Source organism: Dactylosporangium darangshiense (genome assembly GCF_039537565.1).
Lineage (GTDB): Bacteria > Actinomycetota > Actinomycetes > Mycobacteriales > Micromonosporaceae > Dactylosporangium > Dactylosporangium darangshiense.
Map to the genome: position 1 here is coordinate 192579 of NZ_BAABAT010000009.1, position 22622 is coordinate 215200.

26 protein-coding genes are annotated in these 22622 nt (G+C 72.5%); 14 read left to right on the top strand and 12 right to left on the bottom strand.

The genetic code is table 11. From position 1 onward, the window contains the following. The first annotated feature begins 46 nt into the window (after positions 1–46). A complete protein-coding gene (locus tag ABD901_RS19330; protein WP_345128443.1) occupies positions 47–898 on the top strand; it encodes an amidohydrolase family protein in 852 nt (283 codons plus the stop codon). Here ABD901_RS19330 and ABD901_RS19335 read toward each other — a convergent pair. The 3 genes from ABD901_RS19335 to ABD901_RS19345 are packed head-to-tail and all read right to left on the bottom strand — an operon-like array spanning position 877 to position 3700. Further along, positions 877–1713, bottom strand: coding sequence for a helix-turn-helix transcriptional regulator (locus ABD901_RS19335; RefSeq protein ID WP_345128446.1), 837 nt, complete (start codon positions 1711–1713; stop codon positions 877–879). The genes ABD901_RS19330 and ABD901_RS19335 overlap by 22 nt on opposite strands. Before the next feature lie 20 nt (positions 1714–1733). Further along, complete coding sequence (locus ABD901_RS19340) at positions 1734–2798, bottom strand: MBL fold metallo-hydrolase (protein ID WP_345128448.1); 1065 nt, start codon at positions 2796–2798, stop codon at positions 1734–1736. Beyond that, on the bottom strand, positions 2795–3700 hold the full coding sequence (locus ABD901_RS19345) for an NmrA/HSCARG family protein (RefSeq protein ID WP_345128450.1): 906 nt from the start codon (positions 3698–3700) through the stop codon (positions 2795–2797). Before ABD901_RS19345 ends, ABD901_RS19340 begins: the two co-directional genes overlap by 4 nt. Positions 3701–3870: 170 nt before the next feature. On the opposite strand from ABD901_RS19345, the gene ABD901_RS19350 reads away from it, so the two are divergent. Continuing rightward, positions 3871–4182, top strand: coding sequence for a hypothetical protein (locus tag ABD901_RS19350; protein WP_345128452.1), 312 nt, complete (start codon positions 3871–3873; stop codon positions 4180–4182). On the opposite strand, the gene ABD901_RS19355 is transcribed toward ABD901_RS19350, so the two are convergent. From ABD901_RS19355 to ABD901_RS19375, 5 genes are all read right to left on the bottom strand, one after another. Further along, positions 4179–5357, bottom strand: coding sequence for a pentapeptide repeat-containing protein (locus tag ABD901_RS19355; RefSeq protein ID WP_345128454.1), 1179 nt, complete (start codon positions 5355–5357; stop codon positions 4179–4181). The two genes, ABD901_RS19350 and ABD901_RS19355, sit on opposite strands and share 4 nt — an antisense overlap. Before the next feature lie 70 nt (positions 5358–5427). Next, the gene (locus ABD901_RS19360) at positions 5428–6306 is read right to left on the bottom strand and encodes a tetratricopeptide repeat protein (RefSeq protein ID WP_345128456.1); all 879 of its coding nucleotides are present in this window, start codon (positions 6304–6306) and stop codon (positions 5428–5430) included. A gap of 380 nt (positions 6307–6686) precedes the next feature. Further along, positions 6687–6863, bottom strand: a complete 177-nt coding sequence (locus ABD901_RS19365) for a hypothetical protein (RefSeq protein WP_345128458.1) — start codon at positions 6861–6863, stop codon at positions 6687–6689. Between the two features lie 60 nt (positions 6864–6923). Beyond that, complete coding sequence (locus ABD901_RS19370) at positions 6924–8219, bottom strand: amidohydrolase family protein (protein ID WP_345128460.1); 1296 nt, start codon at positions 8217–8219, stop codon at positions 6924–6926. Next, a complete protein-coding gene (locus ABD901_RS19375) occupies positions 8216–9406 on the bottom strand; it encodes a trans-sulfuration enzyme family protein (RefSeq protein WP_345128462.1) in 1191 nt (396 codons plus the stop codon). Before ABD901_RS19375 ends, ABD901_RS19370 begins: the two co-directional genes overlap by 4 nt. A gap of 155 nt (positions 9407–9561) precedes the next feature. On the opposite strand from ABD901_RS19375, the gene ABD901_RS19380 reads away from it, so the two are divergent. Then, the gene (locus tag ABD901_RS19380; RefSeq protein ID WP_345128466.1) at positions 9562–10029 is read left to right on the top strand and encodes an Lrp/AsnC family transcriptional regulator; all 468 of its coding nucleotides are present in this window, start codon (positions 9562–9564) and stop codon (positions 10027–10029) included. Here ABD901_RS19380 and ABD901_RS19385 read toward each other — a convergent pair. After that, positions 10000–10308, bottom strand: a complete 309-nt coding sequence (locus tag ABD901_RS19385; RefSeq protein WP_345128468.1) for a hypothetical protein — start codon at positions 10306–10308, stop codon at positions 10000–10002. The genes ABD901_RS19380 and ABD901_RS19385 overlap by 30 nt on opposite strands. 133 nt (positions 10309–10441) lie before the next feature. Here ABD901_RS19385 and ABD901_RS19390 point away from each other — a divergent pair, with 133 nt between their 5' ends. Both ABD901_RS19390 and ABD901_RS19395 read left to right on the top strand, forming a co-directional pair. Continuing rightward, complete coding sequence (locus tag ABD901_RS19390) at positions 10442–11863, top strand: DHA2 family efflux MFS transporter permease subunit (RefSeq protein WP_345128470.1); 1422 nt, start codon at positions 10442–10444, stop codon at positions 11861–11863. Next, entirely contained in the window at positions 11860–12825 is a 966-nt protein-coding gene (locus ABD901_RS19395; protein ID WP_345128472.1) for a sigma-70 family RNA polymerase sigma factor, read from the top strand. The genes ABD901_RS19390 and ABD901_RS19395 overlap by 4 nt, the downstream gene beginning before the upstream one ends. Before the next feature lie 70 nt (positions 12826–12895). Here ABD901_RS19395 and ABD901_RS19400 read toward each other — a convergent pair whose 3' ends face one another. The 3 genes from ABD901_RS19400 to ABD901_RS19410 are packed head-to-tail and all read right to left on the bottom strand — an operon-like array spanning position 12896 to position 15733. Beyond that, complete coding sequence (locus ABD901_RS19400; protein ID WP_345128474.1) at positions 12896–13873, bottom strand: DUF2804 domain-containing protein; 978 nt, start codon at positions 13871–13873, stop codon at positions 12896–12898. Positions 13874–13892: 19 nt separating this feature from the next. Beyond that, positions 13893–15104 carry a cytochrome P450 gene (locus ABD901_RS19405; protein ID WP_345128477.1) on the bottom strand — a complete coding sequence of 404 codons (1212 nt, stop codon included), beginning with the start codon at positions 15102–15104 and terminating at the stop codon, positions 13893–13895. A gap of 41 nt (positions 15105–15145) precedes the next feature. Then, entirely contained in the window at positions 15146–15733 is a 588-nt protein-coding gene (locus ABD901_RS19410) for a TetR/AcrR family transcriptional regulator (RefSeq protein ID WP_345128480.1), read from the bottom strand. Between the two features lie 152 nt (positions 15734–15885). Here ABD901_RS19410 and ABD901_RS19415 point away from each other — a divergent pair, with 152 nt between their 5' ends. Genes ABD901_RS19415 through ABD901_RS19455 form a run of 9 tightly spaced genes read left to right on the top strand, consistent with a single transcriptional unit; the run spans position 15886 to position 22614 of the window. After that, positions 15886–16743 (top strand): CoA transferase subunit A, encoded by an 858-nt coding sequence (locus tag ABD901_RS19415; RefSeq protein WP_380133998.1) that lies wholly within the window; start codon positions 15886–15888, stop codon positions 16741–16743. Next, a complete protein-coding gene (locus ABD901_RS19420) occupies positions 16740–17492 on the top strand; it encodes a CoA-transferase subunit beta (protein ID WP_345128484.1) in 753 nt (250 codons plus the stop codon). The genes ABD901_RS19415 and ABD901_RS19420 overlap by 4 nt, the downstream gene beginning before the upstream one ends. Beyond that, on the top strand, positions 17489–18541 hold the full coding sequence (locus tag ABD901_RS19425) for an NAD(P)H-dependent flavin oxidoreductase (protein WP_345128486.1): 1053 nt from the start codon (positions 17489–17491) through the stop codon (positions 18539–18541). Before ABD901_RS19420 ends, ABD901_RS19425 begins: the two co-directional genes overlap by 4 nt. Next, positions 18541–19167: a gamma carbonic anhydrase family protein gene (locus ABD901_RS19430; protein ID WP_345128489.1), complete on the top strand. Its 627-nt coding sequence runs from the start codon at positions 18541–18543 to the stop codon at positions 19165–19167. The genes ABD901_RS19425 and ABD901_RS19430 overlap by 1 nt, the downstream gene beginning before the upstream one ends. A 4-nt stretch (positions 19168–19171) precedes the next feature. Then, on the top strand, positions 19172–19924 hold the full coding sequence (locus ABD901_RS19435) for an SDR family oxidoreductase (RefSeq protein ID WP_345128491.1): 753 nt from the start codon (positions 19172–19174) through the stop codon (positions 19922–19924). 8 nt (positions 19925–19932) lie between these two features. Beyond that, positions 19933–20358 (top strand): FAS1-like dehydratase domain-containing protein, encoded by a 426-nt coding sequence (locus ABD901_RS19440; protein WP_345128493.1) that lies wholly within the window; start codon positions 19933–19935, stop codon positions 20356–20358. Next, a complete protein-coding gene (locus ABD901_RS19445; RefSeq protein ID WP_345128494.1) occupies positions 20355–20744 on the top strand; it encodes a MaoC/PaaZ C-terminal domain-containing protein in 390 nt (129 codons plus the stop codon). Before ABD901_RS19440 ends, ABD901_RS19445 begins: the two co-directional genes overlap by 4 nt. Continuing rightward, positions 20741–21475 (top strand): enoyl-CoA hydratase family protein, encoded by a 735-nt coding sequence (locus ABD901_RS19450; RefSeq protein ID WP_345128495.1) that lies wholly within the window; start codon positions 20741–20743, stop codon positions 21473–21475. The genes ABD901_RS19445 and ABD901_RS19450 overlap by 4 nt, the downstream gene beginning before the upstream one ends. Continuing rightward, complete coding sequence (locus ABD901_RS19455; protein ID WP_345128496.1) at positions 21472–22614, top strand: acyl-CoA dehydrogenase family protein; 1143 nt, start codon at positions 21472–21474, stop codon at positions 22612–22614. Before ABD901_RS19450 ends, ABD901_RS19455 begins: the two co-directional genes overlap by 4 nt. Positions 22615–22622: the final 8 nt, after the last annotated feature.

The following is a 22622-nucleotide window of genomic DNA, read 5'->3' on the forward strand; positions in this document are numbered from 1 at the left end:
GCGCGGCGATCTATGCTGCGCCGCGGCCGCTGTGAAGGAGTACCCGTTGCCCCGCATCGACGCTCACCACCACTTCTGGGACCCGGCCCGGTACAGCTATCCCTGGATGACCGGCGAGGACCTGGACCCCGTCCGCCGCGCGTTCGGCCCCGACGACCTGCGGCCCAGCCTGCGCGCGGCGGGCATCGACGCGACGGTACTCGTGCAGACGATCTCCAGCCTCGCCGAGACCCGCGAGTTCCTGCAGGTCGCGGCGGACACGGCCGAGGTGCACGGCGTCGTCGGCTGGGTCGAGCTGACCTCCCCGTCCGTCGGCGACGACCTCGACGAGCTGCTCGCCGGGCCGACCGGCCGTTGGCTGGTCGGCGTGCGCCACCAGGTCCACGACGAGCCGGACCCGGACTGGCTGCGCCGCGACGACGTGCGCCGCGGCCTCGCCGAGGTCGAGCGCCGCGGCCTCGCCTACGACCTGCTGGTCCGCGCGCGCGAGCTGCCGGCGGCGATCGACACGGTGCGCCGCCTGCCGGGCCTGTGCTTCGTGCTCGACCACATCGCGAAGCCGCGCATCGCCGACGGCCGCGACGACCCGTGGACCGCGGCCATGCCGGCGCTGGCCGCCGAGCCGAACGTGTCGGTGAAGCTGTCCGGCATGGTCACCGAGGCCGACTGGGCGCGCTGGACCCCCGGCGACCTGCGCCCGTTCGTCGCCCGGGTCGTGGACTGGTTCACGCCCGGCCGGCTGCTCTTCGGTTCCGACTGGCCGGTCTGCCTGCTCGCCGCCTCCTACGAGTCGATGCTGGCGGGCCTGCGCGACGCGTTGCCCGCGCTGAGCCAGGACGAGCTCGAGCAGCTCTACGGCGCCAACGCGGCCCGTGTCTATCGCATCGCCAGCGCGTAGTCGGTGAGCAGCCGCAGCGCCTCGTGCGAGGGGCTGTCGTGTTCGGCGGTGAAGCACACGAGGTACTGGTCGCGCATCGGCACGGCCAGGGTGTCGCAGTTCAGGCGCAGGGTGCCGACAACCGGGTGCTGCATGATCTTGTAGTGGTGGAACCCCGTCTCCACGTGGTGGTCGTCCCACAGCTGCGCGAACTCGGCGCTGTGCTCGCGCAGCGTGGCGACCAGGGCTCGGGTGCGCGGATCGTTCGGGTAGCGCCCGGCCGCCGCGCGCAGCTGCCCGACGGCGAGCCGGCCGAACTCCTCCGCGCCGCTCATGCCGTAGTGGCGGGTGGCCGGATCCGGATGCATGAAGTGTCGGTACACCAGGTTGCGCCGCGAAGGCGGCACCGCCGAGAAGTCCTCGAACAGCGCCGCCGCGAGCGGGTTCCAGGCGATGACGTCGTAGCGCGCGTTGACCACGAACGCCGCGATGTCGCTCATGTGCTCCAGCAGGTTGAGCACCGTCGCCGGCACCTCGGACGGCGGCCCCTCCGGCGACTCGGGCGCCGCGCCGGCCAGCTCGAACAGGTGGCCCCGCTCGTCGGCGCTCAGCCGCAGGGCCCGGGCCAGCTCGCCGAGCACCCGCCGCGACGGGCTGGCCCCGACGGCCCGCTCCAGCCGCGCGTAGTACTCCACCGAGATGTGCGCCAGCCGGGCGACCTCCTCGCGGCGCAGCCCGGGGGTGCGCCGCGAGGAGCCGGCCGGCAGCCCGACGTCCTGCGGTCGCAGCCGTTCGCGGCGGCTGCGCAGGAACTCGGCCAGGTCGTTGCGGTCCATGCCCCCAGTATGGTCCGCGGTCAGGCATGCACCTGCGAGCCGAAGCCGAGGTCCAGCCGGATCGACTCCAGGATCGTCAGCGTGCTGCTGGCGGTGAACACGTCGGCGGCGGCGAGCACGCCGGTGTACTTGGCGATCACCGGCGCGGCCGCGAGGTCGGTGACGGCGTCGAGGTACGTCTTCACCGCCGCCCAGGTGTTCGCCCCGTACTTCACGAAGTACGGCGTCGGGTCGACGCTGGCCAAAGAGGTGCGCACGTTGGCGGCGATGTCGGCGACGTACTGCTGATGCAGCACGACGTCGTCGCGCGTGCCCAGCCGCCCCAGGTGCCCGGCGACGTAGTGCTTCCACGGGTACGACAGCGCGGTGCCCGGCGCGGCCATGAAGCCGGCCACGTCCTCGCTGAGGTTGAGGTTGTAGATCGGCACCCAGCCGGGCAGCGCGACGTCGACGAGCATGAGCGTGTCGTGGTCGGGGAAGTGGATGTACACGTTGTCGGGCGTGTGGTTGGTGCCGTGCCACGCGAGGTTCACGCGCTGCCCGCCGACCCGCAGCGTGTACCGGTCCTCGAAGGTCACGTCCGGCGCCGGCCGCGCCGGGTCGTTGTCGCGCCGCAGCAGCCGCTTGGTCTCCGCGTGCCCGATGCGCACCACGTTGCGCCCGAACAGCGACGAGGCGCCGAGGTGGTCGGCGTGGTGGTGGGAGTACACCAGATGCGTCACCTTGTTCGTCACGCCGTTGGCCGCGGCGATCTGGTCGATCGCCCGCTGCAGGTTGTGCCCGATCGTCGGCGGCGCGTCGAACAGCACGACGCCGTCCCGCGTGGTGAGGAACGCGGCCTGGTAGGTGCCGTCGGTGACCCAGTACAGGTTGCGCTCGATGCGCCCGACGTAGTACCCCTGCGCGTTGAGGGCCGGCCCGAGCGCCGAGGGCGGGATGGGCGCGTAGTCGGGCAGCGGGTCGGCCGCCGCGGCGGGCTCGCCGCCCGCGAGCGCGGCAACCACCGGCACGGCCACGACGGCAGCGGCGGCGGAACGCGCGATGAACGAGCGCCGGCTGTTCTCGGACACAATGATCTCCTTCATGCCTGCAGGGCATCCTTGTGCGCGCCCAGCCAGTCGCGGAAGGTCTGCAACCCGGGGTGCAGTTCGCGGACGAGGCTCAGGTCACGCGCGCCGGTGAACGCCTCGGCGGCGTCGGTGTAGAACTGGAACATGTTGCCGATCTCCGCGGCGGCGGGAATGCCGAACGCGCGGAACTGGTCGTGGGTCGGCGGCCGATAGTCGACGGGCTCGCCGTACAGCTCGGCGAACGCCGCCGCCATCTGCTCCCCGGTCAGGTGCTCCCCGGCGATGCTGACCGTGGCGCCGATGAGCTCCGGCCGCTCGAAGATGCCGAGGGCCACCCGCCCGATGTCGGCGGCCGCGATGCCGGCCAGCGGGCTCTCGCCCATCGGCAGGCTCAGCACCAGCCGCCCGTCCTCGCCCCGCCGCGGCGCGAAGCCCTGCAGGAACGCCTCCCAGTAGAAGGTGGTGCGCAGCAGCGTCGTCGGCACCCCGAGGTCGAGGAAGAACCGGTCGGCCTCAGCCTTGGCGTCGAAGTGCGGCACGCCGACCGGCAGGCGCTCGCGGGTGTCCTCGAGCGTCGACCAGATCACGTGCGCCAGCCCGGCATCCCGGGCCGCCCGCGCCGCGTTGCCGGCCTGGGCCAGCTCGACCTGCGCCGACATGGCCTCCCAGTAGTTCGTGACCACGTAGGCGCCGTGCGCGCCCTCGAACGCCCGGCGCAGGCTGCCCTCGTCACCGAGGTCCGCCTCGACGACCTCGGCGCCGCGCTCCGCGAGGTCCCGCGCCCGGTCCGAGCTCGCCCGCCTGGTGACCGCGCGCACCGCGAACGCCCCGCCGGGGTCGTCCAGGATGGCGTCGGCGAGCCCGCCGCCCTGCGCCCCCGTGGCCCCCAGTACCGCAATGATCCTTTTGTCCGTCACGGCTCGATCGTGCGGGCCCGCCGCGGGACGAGCCAGGCACAAATTGGGCGTGGCTCGCGCGCTCAGGAGGCTGGGCCGCGGCCAGCAGGGCATGCCCCGCCCGCCTCGAACCGATCCACCGGCCCATCATGGCTCAACGTGCTCGCGCGACGGCCGTCTACGCTGCGCCCATGCGTACGAGCCGTCGCTGCGTCAAATGCCAGTGCCCGCGCCTGTGGCACATCGACCCCGTCCTGCTCCCCGACACCGACAGCCGCAACTCCGTCGAGCTCCTGCCGGGCATCACCCGGCTGGCTTCCGGATCGGCGGTCGGCACCGACCTGGGCAAGCGCACCGAGGCGGGCCGCTTCGAGGTCTGGATCTGCACCGCGTGCGGCTACACGGAGTGGTATGCGCACCAGATCAACGAGGTGCTCGCCTGGCTGACGCGCAACCCGCGCTCGGGCGTGCACTACTACGACGCCGACGCGCCAACTGTCTAGGACGACTCGTCGCCGGTCACGGTCTTGACGAACCCGGCAGACCCCTGGTCATTCGGCTTCAACTGCCAACCGGGAGGGAGCACGGTCGTCGTCTCGAGCTGGGCGACCGCACCCGCCATGTCCGGTTCGTCGCTGAACGTGGCGTCGTCGAACGACACTTCCGCGCTGAAGGAGGCTTTGGCAAAGCTGACTCTTGCGCGGAAGCTGGCCTCGGTGAAGTGCGCTGCTGCGCCGAAGCGAGTGTCGACGAACCATGCGTCGGCTTCGAAGTCGCAGCCGCGAAACCACGCGTCGGCCTGGAACTGCGCACCGCCGAACACCGCAAAGCCCTCGAAGGTCGCGGACCCGAAATACGCTTCGCCCACGAACGTCACGTTGATGAAGGTTGCATCACGCAGCCGGCAACCGTGGAGGTTCCAGTCGAACAACGCGGCCCCGGTGAGGTCGACGTCGACATCCAGCCAGAGGCTGTCGGGCGGACCCGACATGCGCAGATGGCGGCAGATCACGCCCTGAGCCGCGCGACGCACATGCCGCTCGTTGTCGTCTTCGGAGCCGGCCGCGTCGGCCAACGGCATCCGCAGGTAGGCGCACAGCAGATCGACGATCGTCTGCCGGTGCTCCGGGTTGCCCTGCGCGAGTCGTTCGAGCGCCAGGAGGCCGGCCATCCGAACCGCGGCCTTGTCCGAGCCGAGCTGCTCCGCGGACTTGACGTACAGCTCAGTGACGCGCTTCTCGGCCGCGTCGTGCTCGATGCCCACCGCCGCCGCCTCCTGGTGGCGTTGACGCCTGAACGCCAGCATGAGCGCGGCGGCCGCTCCGACACCGCCCGCGCCCGTCAGCCCGGTCCGCACCGCCTCGATCCGCGCAGAAGCAGGATCGGCCGCCGATCGCGCATCCCTGAGCAACCAGTTGGTGGTCGCCCACATCGCCAGGAGGACGGCGGAGGCGGCCACAACCATCCACCAAGCGGACACGGTTCGCATCATGCGAACCCCGGGCGGCGTCAGCGGCGAGAAGCGATAGACCGGCCGCAGCCTGAAGGCCGCAACCAGACACGCTGTCGCCAACCCGAGCAGGACGAGACGGACCGCAGCAGTGGTCGAGACGATCCTGACCAACTCCGACCACGGCAGCAGTCCAACCAGTGCGGTTGCGGCGCCGAACAGGCCCAACGTCCAGCTCGCCCTGACGCTTCCACTCCAAATGGCATTGTCCCGATCCCCCGGCATGGCATCAGTTTGGTCAATGCCCCACCGGACGTCGATCCGCGAGACGGCCAGCTTCGGCGCTTGTCGCCTGACGCCGCAGGACCGCCGGAGCCCCGGCGCGGAAGCGGCGCCAGAATGCAGCGTCCTCTTCGAGCTGCGCCGCTCGCTTCTTCGCGGCCTCCGCGTGGAACAGCTCGACCGCCTCGCGGACGCGTCCCTGCCCGATCAGCACCTTGGCCAGGTGCGTCCTGATCGTGGTGCTTTGCTCGCCGGCTCGCAGAACCGCAACGGCCTCGTCCGCGCGTGCCGCATCAACGAGCAAGTCGGCCAGCATCGTGGTCACGTAGTCGGCGCCGGAGTCGGCGAAGTCGCGCAACTGGGCGATGGCCTGCTCGACCTGGCCGGACCGGGCCAGGACCTTGCTGCGTTCGCGGGCGATGTCGATCCTTGTGCCACCGCCGCGCGCCGCGAGGTCCTCGATGACGGCGAGCGCCTCGTCGGCCCGGCCTTGGTCGATCAGCAGGTTGCACAGCATGTCGACGATGCATTCGGGGTCGGCCGTCGCCTGCGGTACCGGACGTAGGACCTCGATCGCCTCGTCGACGCGGCCGTGCCGGACCAGCAGCCCGGCCAGCGCCGCGGCCGCGTTCGGCGAGCCGGCCGTTGCCAGAGGCCGCAGTACATCGATCGCCTCATCGGCGCGGGCCTGCTCCTCCAGCCAGCCGGCCAGGCGAAAGGCGGCCCCTTCGTCGCCCGGCCCGGCGGCGAGGTCGCGCTGCTCCGCCTCACGGTTGTGCCGGGCCAGCAGGTCGGCGAGCTGCTCGACGTAGTTGAGCGGCGCTTCGCCGCTGCGCAGGTGCGCCTGCAGCAACGCCACCGCGTCGCCGACCCGCCCCTGTCGCTCCAGGACCACGACCAGCAGCTCCTCGGCGTTCGACGGTTTGCTCCGCCATGGATCGCCGCCGTGCCAGTTTGGCGTCGATTCGGGCCCGCAGCAGCGAGGCCAACTCATCGTCATGACCCGCGCCGGCGGTCAGCGTGACCAGGGCATCGGCGTAGTGCGACTCTGCGATGTGCGGGCGGAGCATTGCGAGCACCTCGTCGGTGCGCCCCTGGCGAGCCAGCAGCGCAGCGAGCCGCGTTCCCGCGTGCGGGCCGCCGGCCGCGCCGTGACGGCGTACGAGCGCGATCGCCTCGTCGGTGAGGCCGCGCCCGTCGAGGATGCCGGCGAGCATCTCGACCGCGTTCCAATTGCCCCGGTCGGCGAACGGGCGAAGGATGTGGAGCGCCTCGTCAACCTGCTCCCGCTCGAGCAGTCCTGCGCCAGGGCGCGGAGCAGTGCCAGTCGCCGTGATCGGCGAGCTGCCGCGCCTCCGCCAGCTGGTCGTGCTCGACCAGCGCCGTCGCCACGTCCGGCGGGAGCCAGCTGTCAGCATCGCGAGGGCGCCGGTTCGACGCTTGGTCCGTCACGCCAACGCACGATACGGCTCGGTCGCTTCTGGCGGACTCCTTGCGGGAACCGGTCTCCGCTTAACCGCGACATTGCGGACGCCACGTGCCATCGAGCGGGACGCCGGCGGCCGCCGCGATTCGGTCGCGGGACTCGAGCAGGCGCGTCCTCAGCGCCGGCAGGTCCACGCCCACCAGCATGCCGTCGCGTTTGACCACGCGGCCGGCGACGAGCACCGTGTCGACCAGGCCGGGATGGCCGGCAGTGACGATCGTGCCGACCGGGTTGTTGGCCGGGAACACGGTCGGGTCGTCGGCGCGTAGCAGGATGATGTCGGCGTCCTTGCCGGGCGTGATGCTGCCCGTCCGGGCGCCGAGGCCGCACGCCCGGGCGCCGTCGATCGTTGCGAACTCCAGCACGTCCCGGGAACGCAGGCCCCCGTCCAGGCCGCGCTGCACGGCGTACGCGGTGCGCATGGTCGAGAACATGTCGCCGCCGCTGGCCGGGCAGTCGTCGGTGGACAGCGTCGGACGCAGGCCGGCGGCGAGCATCCGGCCGGTCTCCGGCCAGCCGATGCCCATCTTCAGCTCGACGTCGGGGCTGATCGACACCGAGCTGCCGGCGTCGGCGAGCATCCGCAGCTCGTCGTCGCCGATCCCGTTGGCGTGCACGAACGTCGTGGTGTCCCGCAGCAGGCCCTGCTCGAGGAGCTCGGCGATCGGGCGGCGAGTCCCTCCGGATTCGATGTGCACGCTGGTCCGCAGCCGGAGATCGGCGGCCAGCCTCAGCTCGTCCGCGACGGTGTCCATTGTGGTCAGTTCGGGCCCGCGCAGCCCCAAGGCCATGGTGACCAGGCCGTCCCCGGGAAGTGCAGACCGGACGCGGCGGACCTCGGCCTCGATGGGGTCGGTGGTGCCCCATCCCGCGCCGTAGCAGAAGATCGACCGTCCCGGCGTGTCCCGCAGTGCCGCGACGGCGGCGTCGGCGTGTTCGGGGCTCTGCGCGCAGTGGAACCAGTCCAGCATCGTGGTCACGCCGGAGTGCAGGGCCTCCAACCGGCCGAGCAGGTTGCCCAGGTAGACGTCCTCGGGCCGGTACCGGGGCCGCAACGTGCCGTGTACCGCCGCCAGGTACTCGGCGAAGGTCCAGTCCGCGCCGACACCGCGAAACGCGGTCTGCCAGGTGTGCCGGTGGGTGTCGACGAAGCCGGGCATCACGATCCGGTCGGTCGCGTCGATCACCTCGGCATCCGGCGCGTCGATCCGGTCGGCCACCTCGGCGATCACGCCGTCGTCGAGCAGCACGTCGGCGCGGTCGAGATCGCCGACCTCCGGGTCCATGCTGATCACGGTGCCGCCAGTGAGCAGGGTCCTCATCGGGTGAGCTCCTCTACGAACGCGTTGCAAGGAAGCGCGGCGAGCGCGTCGGCGACCAGATCGGCCGTGTCCTCGATGCCGGCGGCCAATCGGACCAGGCCCAGCGGTACCCCTGATGCGGCAATGTGTTCCTCGCTGAGCATCCCGCGCCACATGGACGCCGGGTGCACGGCCAGGGTCTCCACGCCGCCGAGGCTGGCCGACCGGCGGGCGTGACGCAGGCGGCCGAGGAACGCGTCGGCCGCCTCGAAACCGCTGGCGAGCTCGATGCCGAGCACCCCGCCGAAACCGCTCATCTGGCCGGCCGCCAACGCGTGCTGCGGGTGCGTCGCCAGGCCGGGATAGTGCACCCGGGCCACGGCCGGATGCTCGTGCAGCGCCTCCGCGAGCGCCTGGCCGTTGACGTTGTGCCGTGGCATGCGCAGCGGCAGGGTGCGCAGGCCGCGCAGCAGCAGCCACGCATCGAACGGGCCGAGCACGGCGCCGGTGAGCAGCGCGACGTCCCAGATCCGATCCAGGATCCGCGCCGGGCCGGCCAGCACTCCGGCGGACACGTCGGAATGGCCGTTGAGGTACTTGGTCGCGCTGTGCCAGACCAGGTCGATCCCGAAGTCCGCGGGCCGCTGGTTCATCGGGGTGGCGAAGGTGTTGTCCGCCATGGTCAGCACGTCGTGTGCGCGGGCCAGGTCCGCGACGGCACGCAGGTCGGTGATCTGCAGCAGCGGGTTGCTGGGCGATTCCAGCAGGATCAGGCGGGTCCGCGGGGTCAGCGCCTGCTCGAACGCCTCCGGGTCGGTCTGGTCGACCTGCGTGGTCGACACGCCCAGCCGCGGCAGCAGGTTGAGCAACACCGACGCCGTGCCCCCGTAGGTGGACCTCTGCCCGATCACGTGGTCGCCGGCGGACACCAGGGCCAGCACGGCGGTGGTCAGTGCGGCCATCCCGGACGCGGTGACCATCGCCGCCTCGGTGTGCTCCAGTTCCGCGACCACGGCCGCGACCTGCGCGTGGTTCGGGTTGCCGAAGCGGGTGTAGAAGTCCCGGCCCCGGCGGTCGACGGCGGCCCGCGCGAACTGCTGCGCATCCTCGGCCCAGAAGGCCGCCGTCCGGTAGATGGGCGGTGCCACGGCCCGGCTGGGATGGAGGTCGCGATCGGCGTGAACGGCGACCGTGCTGCTGCCCGACATGGTTTTCCTCCCGTGGACCACCTGCTGCGACGCGACCAGCGTGGCCGACCGGCGCGCCGCCGAGGAATCAATCCGGGCAACTTTGGCAGCAAATAGCGCCTCAGGCTGGGGCATCTGATGTGCTAGGGGCGGCGATGACGCAATATTCTGCCAAGGTGGATGATGTGGACCGGTCGATACTGGCCGTGCTGGAAGCGGACGGCCGGATCAGCAACGCCGACCTTGCCGCCCGGGTCGGCCTGTCGCCGTCGCCCTGCCTCCGGCGCGTGCGCCGGCTGGAGGAGACCGGGGTGATCCGCGGCTACCGGGCGGTGGTCGATCCCGCCGCGGTCGGCCGCAGCCTGCGGGTGTTCGCCGGTGTCCGGCTGGTGCGCCATACCCGCGCGGATGTGGTCGCCTTCGAGCGTGCGGTCGTGCGACTGCCCGAGGTGGTGCACACCCACCACGTCACCGGCCACTACGACTACCTGCTGCACGTCGAGGTCGCCGACCTGGCCGCCTACGAGGACTTCCACGCCAACCGGCTGGCCGGCCTGCCCGGCGTGGCCGCGGTGACGAGCTACGTCACCATGAAGACGCTCCCCGCCGAGGCTTCACGAGCCGGTGGCCGAAGCCGGGGCTGAGGAGGCGTAGGCGCCGACGAGCGAGGCGTCCTCGCGGGTCGGGCCCTCCGCCAGGCGGGCCGAGATGTCGCGCTGGAACTCCTGGAATGCGGCCACGCCGGGCAGGCCGTCGCCGTCCACGACGTGGACGAAGGTGACGCCGTCGGACAAACGGTAGGCGCTGTAGCGCAGGCCCGGAGGCGCGGCGGCGGCCAGCTCGGCGAAGACGGCCTCGATCAGGCGCTGGTTCTCCTCCGCGGCCTCCGGGCGGACGCGGTAGCGGATCACTGCGGTGCTCATGTCTGTACTCCTCCGTTGTGGGTTGCGTCACCGGTACAGACCGGGCGGACGGGACGGACTCATCGCCGCGATGAGTTTGCGATGCCGCCGTTGTCAGTACTCATGACAACGGAACAACTGGGGGAGGACCCTCGTGAACGGCAAGGAACGAACGACCGCCGAGCAGCGCTGGGTGCTGGCGCTCACCTCGATCGGGTCGGTCATGGTGGCGCTGGACGTGCTCGTCGTCGCGGCCGCGCTCACCACCATCCGCAACGATCTCGGCGCCGGCGTCGAGCAGCTCGAATGGACCGTCAACGCCTACAGCCTCAGCTTCGCCATGCTGCTCATGAGCGCGGCCGCGCTCGGCGACCGGTGGGGGCGGCGGCGGACGTTCGCCGCGGGGCTCGGGCTGTTCGCCGCGGCGTCCGTCGTCTGTGCGCTGGCGACCTCCGTGCCGATGCTGGTCACCGCCCGCGCGGTGCAGGGCGTCGGGGCCGCGGTCGTGATGCCGCTCGCGATGAGCCTGCTCGGTGCCGCGTTCCCGCCGCACCGGCGGGGGTGGGCGATCGGCGTGTTCAGCGGGCTCACCGGGCTCGCGGTGCTCGGCGGGCCGATGATCGGCGGCGCGGTGACCGAGGGGCTCGCCTGGCAGTGGATCTTCTGGATCAACGTGCCGGTCGGGGTCGTGGCCATTCCGCTGGTACTGCGCTTCGTCCCCGAGAGCCGCGGCGCCGCCCGCCGGCTCGACCCGGGCGGCGCGGTGCTCATCACGCTCTCGGTGCTCGGGCTCGTGTGGGGTACCGTGCGCGGCGCCCAGGCCGGCTGGGACAGCGCGGAGGTCGTCGGCTCGTTCGTGCTCGGCGCCCTGCTGCTGCTGGGCTTCGTGGTGTGGGAGCGGCGCGCGCCGCAGCCGATGGTCCCGCCGTCGTTCTTCCGCCACCCGGCCTTCACCGCCGGCAACGCGGCCGGCTTCTTCCTCACCGCCGCGCTGTTCGGCGCCGTGTTCTTCATGGCGCAGTACATGCAGGTCGCCTTCGGCTCCGGGCCGCTCAAGGCCGGCCTGCAGCTGCTGCCCTGGACGGCGACGCTGTTCATCGTGGCGCCGGTGGCCGGCAGGCTGGTCGACCGGATCGGCGAGCGCCCGCTCGTGGTCGCCGGGCTCGCGCTGCAGGGCGCCGGCATGTTCTGGATCAGCCAGGCGGCGAACGGCCGTGCGGACTACGCCGACCTGATCCTGCCGCTGATCGTCGCGGGATGTGGGGTGTCGATGGCGATGCCGGCGACGCAGAGCGCCAGCATCGGCGCGCTGCCCCGCGAGGCGGTGGGCATCGCCTCCGGCATCTACAGCATGATGCGCCAGCTCGGCGGCGTCGCCGGGGTCGCCGTCCTGGCCGCGGTGTTCGCGGCGGCGGGCGGCTACGGCGCCTTCGCGACCGGGTTCACCCGTGCGCTGGCCGTGTGCGGCGTACTGTCACTGCTCGGCGCGCTCGCCGGCCTCGGCATCGCCACCCGGCGCGGCACCGGCCCGCAGACGCCGGCGAGCGAGCGGGAGCTGGTGACGGAGCAGGTATGAACCTGGAGGACGAGTTCGCGCAGTACCGGGGCGAGCTGGTCGCGCACTGCTACCGCATGCTCGGCTCGCTGCACGACGCCGAGGACGCGGTCCAGGAGACCTACCTTCGGGCGTGGCGCGGCTTCGGGGAGTTCGAGGGGCGGGCGTCGGTCAAGACGTGGCTGTACCGCATCGCCACCCGCGTCTGCCTCAACGCCCTGCAGCACAGCAGCCGCCGGGTGGTGCCCTCCGCGCTGGGCGCCCCCGGCGCCGATCCGGACCGGCTGGCGCCGCACGCGCTGGAGACTCCGTGGCTGGAGCCCTTCCCGGACCTGATGCTGGCCGCCGACCCGGCGCGGATCGTCGGCACGCGGCAGAGCCTGCGCCTGGCGCTCGTCGCGGCGATGCAGCACCTGCCGCCGAAGCAGCGGGCCGTGCTCATCCTGCGCGACGTCCTCGCCTGGCCGGCCGCTGACGTCGCCGGCCTGCTCGAGACGACCACCGCGGCGGTCAACAGCTCCCTGCAGCGGGCCCGGGCCGAGATGGCCCGGCTCGCGCCGGAGGAGGAGCAGTTCAGCGAGCCGGCCGAGCCGGTGCGCCGGGCCCTGCTCGACGACTATGCGGCGGCGTTCGAGCGGGCCGACTTCGCCGCCCTGGAGGGGCTGCTCACCCGGGACACGCGGTGGGAGATGCCGCCGATCCCGACCTGGTTCCTCGGCCGCGACGCGGTGCTCGGCCTGCTCAAGGCCAAGATGTCCCGGGGCGTGGGCAAACGGATCATGGTGGAGACGCTCGCCAACGGCGGGCGGGCCTTCGCGTGGTACAACCGCGGCGGCGACGGCGCGTTCCACGCACACTCGATCCACGTGCCCACGGTCACGGCGGCCGGCGTGTCGGCGGTCATGGACTTCCATCGGGCCGACCTGTTCGCCGCGTTCGGCCTTCCCCTGCACCGCCCGGCACGAGACCATGACACGGCATAGAAAATCGTGAAATGTCCGATAAGTCAGGCGCGCCAGCGCCGGACTTATCGGACTACCAGTGGTTATCGGACTACCAGCGGTTACGAGCCTCCTCGGCCCAGCCGGTCAGCCCGTCGAGGTCGATGCGCGAACCGTCGTCGGTCTCGGCCCAGCCGGAGAAGTGGCCGAAGCACTGGTGCGTCTCGCTGGCGATCACGCCGAGGTTGGTGCGGGCGACGCGCTCGTGGAACGGCTCGAGGCGGGCGTCGACCCGCTCGCCGGCGATGCGCCACGGCCGGCGCCAGTCATTCCGGTCGTACGTCCACTGCAGCTCGGCGCCGATCTTGTGCAACCGCCCGTCGACGAACAGCGCGTTCTCGGTCAGGCCGGTGCCGTCCGTCCAGGCGCCGCCGAGCTGGATGGCGCGCCCGGGCCCGCTGCCGGCCGCCCAGTTCCAGCGCACGCTGTACGGCCACTTGCCCCGCCCGTGGTCGAGCACCGCGAACGCATCGTCGCCGACGCGGTGCTCGACGCCCTTGAGCCGCAGCGTGCCGTGGACGGGCCGTCCGACGTCCTTGACCGTGTACTGGAAACGGCGCGGCCCCCACGGCACGACCACGCCGAGCGACTGGTGGTCCGGCGGCAGCGGCACGTCGAGGTCGACCTCGACGCCCGGCGCGGTGGCGTGGATGACGCTGCCGCCGGGCCCCTGGTCGATCTGGATGGTCAGCCCGGAGCCCCGCGCGACGACGCGCCCGGCCCCGCTGCGCGCCGGCAGCTCGACCCCTCGGGCGAACGGCACGACCGCGTCGTGGTTAAGCTCGTCGCCGGTGGCGCGATCGAGCACGTAGACGCCGTGCACGCCCGCGTAGTCCAGCGACGACGCGACGAGCCCGACGATGTGCGCAGGCGTGACGATGCCCCAGTACTCCCACCGCTTGGCCCGGCCCCAGCCGCGCAGGTTGGCCCGGTGCAGCGGGCGCCGGCTCCAGCCGACCGCGGCGGGGTTGAGCCGCCCGTCGGGCCGGCACAGGTCGACCGGCTGGACGATCTCCTTCTCGTGCGTCACCGCCAAACCATAAGATGCGTCACCGCCCGACCATAGAATCAGCCGGCGTCACCGCCACGGGCAGGCTGGTCGGGCTGACCATCACCCACGGGTTGCGGAACGAGGCGGGCCGGGCGCGGTCGACGGCGATGTCGGCGTACCGGTGCAGGAGGATGCCCATCGCGACCCTCGCCTCGAGGCGGGCCAGCGGCGCGCCCAGGCAGAAGTGCAGTCCGTGGCCGAAGCCCAGGTGCGGGTTCGGGGTGCGCCGCGGGTCGAAGCGGTCCGGTTCGGCGAACACGCGCTCGTCGCGGTTGGCGGCGGCCAGCCACGGCACGACCAGCGCGCCGGCCGGGATACCCACCCCGGCGAGCTCGGTGTCGGCGGTGGCCCGGCGGACCAGGCGCGGGAACGGCGTGCGCAGCCGGATGACCTCCTCGATCGCCCCCGGCAGCAGCGCCGGGTCGGCCCGCACGTCCGCGCCGGCCGACGGGTGCTCGTCCAGGCACAGCACCGTGTTGCCCAGCGTCGCGGTCGTGGTGATGTGCCCGGCGAGCAGCAGCAGCCCGACGAAGCCCACGATCTCCTCGTCCGACAGCCGCGCGCCGTCCGCCTCGGCCTGCACGAGCCGGCTGGTCAGGTCGTCGCCGGGCGCGGCGCGCCGGGCGCGGATGTGCGCCAGCAGGTAGGCGTTCATCTCGCGGATCGCCGGTGCGAGCGCCGCCACGGCTTCTTCGTTCGCCAGCTGCGGCAGCGACTCGTCGGGCCCGGCGTCGTCGCGCTCGAAGAGGCGGTCGGCCCAGCTGCGAAACAGCGGCCGGTCCTCGGCCGGGATGCCGAGGAGCTCGGCGATCACGATGACCGGCAGCGGGTACGCCAGGTCCTCGATCAGGTCGAACCCGCGCTCGCCGCGGCGGGCCTCCAGCAGCCCCTCCGTCACCTCGACGATGCGCGGCTCCAGGTTGGCCACCACCCGGGGCGTGAACGCCTGGCCGGCCAGCCGCCGCAGCATGTCGTGGCGGGGCGGGTCCATGCGCACGAAGTTGCCCCGCTGGAACAGCTCGAAGTCCTCCTGGTCGGGCGTGAGCTCGTCGAGGTCGGAGGAGTACGTCGCAGCGTCCCCGAGCACCGCGAGGGTCTCCGGATGGCCGAGGACCGCGACGGTGCGCTGCTGCGGGTCGTAGGTGACCTGGCCGTCGCGGCGGCGCTGCTCCAGCCAGGCGTGCAGGTCGTCGAGGGTGAGGGTAGGCATCGGAGGCGGATACCCGCCCCTCGAAGGGGCAAACGCGCTGGTCAGCGGCGGGCGAGGCCGTCCAGGAACAGTGACGTGCAGTCCTCGGCCAGGCGGGTGATCGGGTACGCCGCCGTGGGCTTGAACCAACGCACGGACAGCCACACCGCGTCACGCATGAGGCGGTACAGGATCTTGGGGTCCAGGTCGTCGCGGATCACGCCCTGCGCGATGCCGGCCTCGATGACCTCCAGCCAGGTGGCCTGGACCTCCTTGCCGGCGTTGCGCAGGTATCCGAAACGCTCGATCTGGATCAGGTAGTTGACGTCGTTCTGGTAGATCTCGGTGGCATGCGGGTGTGCCTCGACCACCTCGAGCGAGGCCACGATCAGGTCGTGCAGCCGGGTGCGGGGGTCCGTGTCGGCGGCCATCACCCGCTTGTACCGCGTCCGCAGGTCGTCCAGGTAGGAGGTGACGATCTCGTCGACCATCGCCTCCTTGGACTCGAAGTGGTGATAGAGGCTGCCGGAGAGGATGCCGACCTCGTCGGCGATCTCGCGGACCGTCGTGGCGGCCACGCCCTTGTTGGCGAACAGCGCCGCCGCGCTGGCGAGAATCCGCTCGCGCCGGTCCCCAGATTCCCGCGCCATCCCGTGTCCTTTACAGAGAAGGTGATATATCCCGCCGAACCCAAGCACGGAGTGTACCGACCCGGTGAGAAACCGAGTGTAGCGTAATCAAGCAAGCGCTTGGTACGGTCATCGGGCAAGTCAGCCTGCGGGAGTTAGGCGGCCTAAAAGCAATGGTGAACAAACAGATGTCCCCAGACGAGGTCGTGTCCCGGCTGCGTTCGGGCATGACCATCGGGATCGGCGGGTGGGGGTCGCGGCGCAAGCCCATGGCCCTCGTGCGAGCCATCCTGCGCTCCGACCTCACCGACCTCACCGTCGTGAGCTACGGCGGACCCGACGTCGGGCTGCTGCTGGCGGCGAAGAAGGTCCGGCACCTGGTGTACGGCTTCGTGTCGCTGGACTCGATCCCGCTCGAACCGCACTTCCGGGCGGCCCGGCAGGCCGGAGCGCTCGAGGTGAGCGAGTACGACGAGGGGATGCTGCGCTGGGGGCTCTACGCGGCCACCTGCCGGCTGCCGTTCCTGCCCAGCCGGGTCGGGCTCGGCTCCGACGTGCTGCGGGTCAACCCGGGGCTGCGCACCGTCGCCTCGCCCTATGGCGGCGAGGAACTGGTCGCGATACCGGCGCTGCACCTCGATGCGGCCCTGGTGCACCTCAACCGGGCCGACGAGCACGGCAACGCCCAGTACCTCGGCCCCGATCCGTACTTCGACGACCTGTTCTGCACCGCAGCCGAGCGCGCCTACGTCTCCGTGGAGCGGATCGTGCCCACGGAAGAGCTCACCCGGCAGGCGCCCGTGCAGACCCTGCTGCTGCAGCGCTGGATGGTGCACGGCGTCGTCGAGGCGCCCGGCGGCGCACACTTCACCTCGTGCGATCCCGACTACGGCCGCGACGAGGCGTTCCAGCGCGAGTACGCCGACGCCGCCGCCGACCCGCAGCGCTGGACCGAGTTCTACGAGCGTTACCTGGCCGGCGACGAGGACGCCTACCGCGCGGCCGTCGAGCACCGGGGGGTTGCCGCATGAGCACAGCTACCAGGGCCGAGATCTGCATCGTGGCCTGCGCGGAAGCCTGGCGCGGCGATGGCGAGATCCTCGCCAGCCCCATCGGCCTGGTGCCGATGATCGCCGCCCGGCTGGCCCGCGCCACGTTCGAGCCCGACCTGCTGCTCTCCGACGGCGAGGCGATGCTGGCCCGGGGCACCTGGGCGATCGGCGAGGCGCCCCCGATGATCGAGGGCTGGATCCCGTTCCGGGCCGTGTTCGACCTGCTCTACGGCGGCCGCAGGCACGTCATGATGGGCCCGAGCCAGATCGACCGGTACGGCAACGCCAACATCTCCGCCATCGGCGACTTCGCCCGCCCGACCCGCCAGCTGCTCGGCGTGCGCGGCGCGCCCGGCAACACGGTCAACCACCCGACGAGCTACTGGGTGCCGCGCCACGGCAAGCGCTCGTTCGTCGCCGTCGTCGATATGGTCAGCGGCGTCGGCTACGACCGGGCGGCGGCGAACCCGGACGCCGGGCGCTTCCACGAGCTGCGGCGGGTCGTGAGCAACCTCGGCGTGTTCGACTTCGCCACCGCGGACCACCGCATGCGGCTGGTGTCGGTGCACCCCGGCGTGACGGTGCAGGAGGTGCTGGACGCCACCGATTTCGATTTGGTGGTACCCGCTGAGGTGCCCCGGACCCGCGAGCCCAGCGACGCCGAGCTGCAGCTGATCCGCGAGGTGATCGACCCCGCCGGCGTGCGCGCCCGGGAGGTGGCCGGGTGAGCCCGGCGGCGCTGCACACGCCGATCTGCGACCTGTTCGGGGTGCGGTACCCGATCGTGCAGACCGGCATGGGCTGGGTCTCCGACGCCCGCCTCACCGCCGCCACCGCCAACGCCGGCGGCCTGGGCATCCTGGCCAGTGCCACCCTCTCCTACGACGAGCTCGTCACGGCGATCGCCGACGTGCGGGCGCGCACCGACCGGCCCTTCGGGGTCAACCTGCGCGCCGACGCGCCCGACGCCATGAAACGGGCCGACCTGCTCATCCGGGAGGGCGTGCGGGTCGCCTCCTTCGCGCTCGCCCCGAAGCCGGAGCTCATCGAGCGGCTCAAGACGGCCGGGCTGGTCGTGGTGCCCTCCGTCGGCGCCCGCCGCCACGCCGAGAAGGTCGCCGCCTGGGGCGTCGACGCCGTCGTGGTCCAGGGCGGCGAGGGCGGCGGGCACACCGGCCCGGTGCCGACCTCGCTGCTGCTGCCGCAGGTCGTCGACGCCGTCGACATCCCGGTCATCGCCGCCGGCGGCTTCTACGAGGGCCGCGGCCTGGTGGCCGCCCTCGCCTACGGCGCCGCCGGCATCGCCATGGGCACCCGGTTCCTGCTCACCACCGACAGCCCGATCGCCGAGGACGTCAAGCGCCGCTACCTGGAGGCCACCGTCACCGGCACCGTGGTCACCGAGGCGCTGGACGGCGTGCCGCAGCGCGTGCTGCGCACCCCGTTCGTCGACGCGCTCGCCGCGCGCAGCGGTGGACGGCGGCTGGCCCGGGCCGTGGGCAGCGCCCGGGCGTTTCGCAAGCTGACCGGCCGGTCGTGGCTGTCGCTGCTGCGGGAGGGGCGCGCCATGCGCGGGCACGGGCTGCGCTACGACCAGGTGCTGCTGGCCGCCAACACGCCGATGCTCATCCGCGCCGCCATGGTCGACGGGCGCGCCGACGCCGGGGTGATGGCCAGCGGCCAGGTCGCCGGGCTCATCGACGACCTGCCCAGCTGCGCCGAGCTCGTCGAGCGGATCATGGCCGAGGCCGAGGCCGCGCTGAAACGGCTGGCCTGATGCCGTTCTACGCCATCGAGGGCGTCGTGCCGGTGGTGCACCCGACGGCCTTCGTGCATCCGACCGCCGTGATCATCGGCGACGTGCACGTCGGCGCCGGCTGCTACGTCGGCCCCCTGGCGAGCCTGCGCGGCGACTTCGGGCGCATCGAGATGCTGGACGGCTCCAACCTGCAGGACTCCTGCGTCTTCCATACGTTCCCGGGCACCACCGCGGTGCTCGGCCGCGACGGGCACGTCGGGCACGGCGCCGTGCTGCACGGCTGCCGGACGGGCACCGGCGTGCTCATCGGCATGAACGCGGTGGTCATGGACGGCGCCGAGGTCGGCGACGAGGCGTTCGTCGGCGCGCACGCCTTCGTGAAGGCCGGCTTCGTGGTGCCGCCGCGCACGCTCGTCGCCGGTTCGCCGGCCGGAGTGGTGCGCGACCTGACCGTGCAGGAGATCGCCTGGAAGGCCAACGGCACTCGGGTGTACCAGGAGCTGGCCGCCCGCAGCCGGGCCACCCTGCGCGAGGTCGCCCCCTTGGCCGAGGCCGAGCCCGGCCGCCCCGCGCTGTCCACGACGGCGGCCACCGCGGTACCGCTGGACGTGGCTAGAAAACCAAACAAGCGCTTGGTAGAGTGATCGCATGCTGAGCAAGACCCCCGGCCACGGCCTGCTCGCCGGGCGCACCGTCCTCGTGACCGCCGCCGCCGGCACCGGCATCGGCTACGCCACCGCCGAGCGCTGCGCGGAGGAGGGCGCCACCGTCGCCATCAGCGACCGCCACGAGCGGCGCCTCGCCGAGGCCGCCGAGCGCCTCGGCGCCCTCGCGGTGCCCTGCGACGTCACCGACGAGGCCCAGGTGCAGCGCCTCTTCGACACCGTCACCGACCGGCTCGGCGGCCTCGACGTGCTGGTCAACAACGCCGGCCTCGGCGGCACCGCCAACATCGTCGACATGACCGACGAGCAGTGGTCCGCGGTGCTGGACGTGACCCTGACGGGCACGTTCCGCTGCACCCGGGCGGCGCTGCGGCACATGATGCCGCGCGGGCGCGGGGTCATCGTCAACAACGCCTCCGTCATCGGCTGGCGGGCCCAGGAGGGGCAGGCGCACTATGCCGCGGCCAAGGCCGGGGTCATGGCGCTCACCCGGGTCTCCGCCGTCGAGGCGGCCGGCGGCGGGGTGCGGGTCAACGCCGTCGCGCCCAGCCTGGCGATGCACCCGCACCTGGCCAAGGTCACCAGCGAGGAGCTGCTCGCCGAGCTCGCCACCCGCGAGGCCTTCGGCCGGCCGGCCGAGCCGTGGGAGGTCGCCAACGTGATCGTCTTCCTGGCCAGCGACTACAGCACGTACATGACCGGCGAGGTCGTCTCCGTCAGCAGCCAGCACCCCTAGGAGGTTCCATGGTCGACGACAGCGCCGCCGGGGTGACCGGCGAGCCCTTCGTCCTCGACGTCGAGCGGGGCAAGATCCGCGAGTTCGCGGCGGCGACCCACTCGGCCAATCCGGCCTACCTCGACGAGGAGCGTCCGGTGGTACCGCCGACGTTCCTGACCACCGCGTTCTTCTGGCAGTCGGGCGCGAGCGACCCGTGGGCGGCGGTGGCGATGGACCAGCACCGCGGCCTGCACGCCGAGCAGGAGTTCGTCTTCCACGGCCCGCCGCCGCGCGCCGGCACCCGGCTGGTCGGGCAGTCCCGGATCGAGTCGGTGACCCGCAAGGAGGGCCGCTCCGGCCCCCTCGCGTTCGCCGTGATGGTCACCGAGTTCCGCGACGAGGCCGGCCGGCTCGTCGCCACCGCGCGCCTGACGGGGGTGGAGACCGGATGACGCCGTTCGTGGTCGGCCCGCTGACGCGTACCGACCTGGTCCGCTACCAGGGCGCCTCGGGCGACTTCAACCCGATCCACCACGACGAGGGCTTCGCCCGCGAGGCCGGGCTGGACGCCCCGCTGTCGCTGGGCATGCTGCAGGCCGGCTTCCTGGCCACCTGGGCCACCGACCGGTTCGGCGCGCAGAACGTGCGCGCCTTCCGGGTCCGCTTCGCCGCCCGCGTGTTCCCCGGCGACACCCTCACCTGCGACGGCGCCGTCACCGGCCGCCGGGCCGGCGACGGCGGCGAGCGGCTGCTCGACGTCGAGATGACCTGCACGAAACAGGACGGGACCGTCGCCGTGTACGGCTGGGCGACCTTCACCACCGATGAGGACGCATGATCGAGTCCAACACCGACGAGCGCGGCGTCGCCGAGATCGTCATGAACAACCCGCCCGTCAACGCGCTGCCGGTCAAGGGCTGGTTCGACCTCGCCGCGGCGCTGGACGCGGCCGGCGCCGACCCGGGCGTGCGGGCCGTGGTGCTGCGCGCCGAGGGCCGCGGCTTCAACGCCGGCGTCGACATCAAGGAGCTGCAGGCGGCCCGCGACTTCGGCGCGCTGGTCGGGGTCAACCGGGGCTGCGCGGCCGCGTTCGCCGCCGTGTACGACTGCCCGGTGCCCGTCATCGTGGCCGTGCACGGGTTCTGCCTCGGCGGCGGGATCGGCCTGTGCGGCAACGCGGACATCATCGTGGCCGCCGACGACGCCACCTTCGGGCTGCCGGAGGTCGACCGCGGTGCCCTCGGCGCGGCCACGCACCTGTCGCGGCTGGTGCCGCAGCACAAGATGCGGGCCATGATGTACACCTCCGCCTCGGCCACCGCCGCCGAGCTGCACGCGTTCGGCTCGGTGCTGCGCGTCGTGCCCCGCGACGAGCTGCGCGCGGCGGCGTTCGAGATCGCGCACGACATCGCCGGCAAGGACCCGCACGTCATCCGCGCGGCGAAGGAGTCGCTCAACGGCATCGACCCGTGGGATCCCAAGCGTAGCTACCGCTACGAACAGGGGTTCACCTTCGAGCTGAACCTCACCGGGGTCGCCGACCGCGTCCGGGACGAGTTCGGGCGATGACGCGGGTCGACCTCTCCGACACCCCCGCGGAGGCCGCCTTCCGCGAAGAGGCCCGGGCGTGGCTGCGGGCCAACGTGCCCGCGACCCCGCTGCCCTCCGGCGACACCCGCGAGGGCTTCGCCGCACACCTGGAGTGGGAGCGGCGCCTCTTCGACGCGGGCTGGGCCGTGGTGTCCTGGCCGAAGGAGTACGGCGGGCGCGACGCCAGCCTCTGGCAGTGGCTGGTCTTCGAGGAGGAGTACTACGCCGCCGGCGCGCCCCAGCGGGTCACCCAGAACGGCATCTTCCTGCTCGCACCGACATTGTTCGAGTTCGGCAGCCCCGAGCAGCGCGACACCCTCCTGCCGCGCATGGCCGCCGCGCAGGACCTGTGGTGCCAGGGCTGGTCCGAGCCCGGCGCCGGCAGCGACCTGGCCGCGATCGCCAGCCGCGCCGAGCGCGCCGACGGCGGCTGGCGCCTGTCCGGGCAGAAGACGTGGACCACCCGCGGCGCGTTCTGCACCCACCTCTTCGGCCTGTTCCGCACCGACCCGGCCGCGCCGCGCCACCGCGGCCTGACCTACTTCCTCGTCCCGCTCGACGCGCCCGGCGTCACCGTGCGCGGCTTCGGCCGCCTCGACGGCGACGAGGGCTTCGCCGAGGTCTTCTTCGACGACGTGTTCGTGCCCGACGGCGCCGTCCTCGGCGGCGTCGACGAGGGCTGGCGGGTGGCGATGGCGACCACCGGCTCCGAGCGCGGCCTCACGCTGCGCTCGCCGGGCCGCTTCCTGCACACCGCCGAGCGGCTCGTCGCCCTCGCCGTCGCGCAGGCCGACCGGCTGCGCCCGGCGACCCGCGAGCGGGTCACCCGCGCCTGGCTGCGCGCCCGGGCGTATCACCACTTCACCCTCCACCAGGTCACCGGCCTCGTCGAGGGCCGCCCGCCCGGCGCGCGGTCCAGCCTCAACAAGCTCTACTGGTCGCGGCTGGACATCGACCTGCACGAGGTCGCCCTGGAGCTCCTCGGCGCCGAGGCGGTCCTCGACACGCCGTGGACCCGCGGCTTCCAGTTCTCCCTCGCCGGCCCGATCTACGCCGGCACCAACGAGATCCAGCGCAACATCGTCGCCGAGCGCGTGCTCGGCCTGCCCCGCGCCTGAGAGGTTTG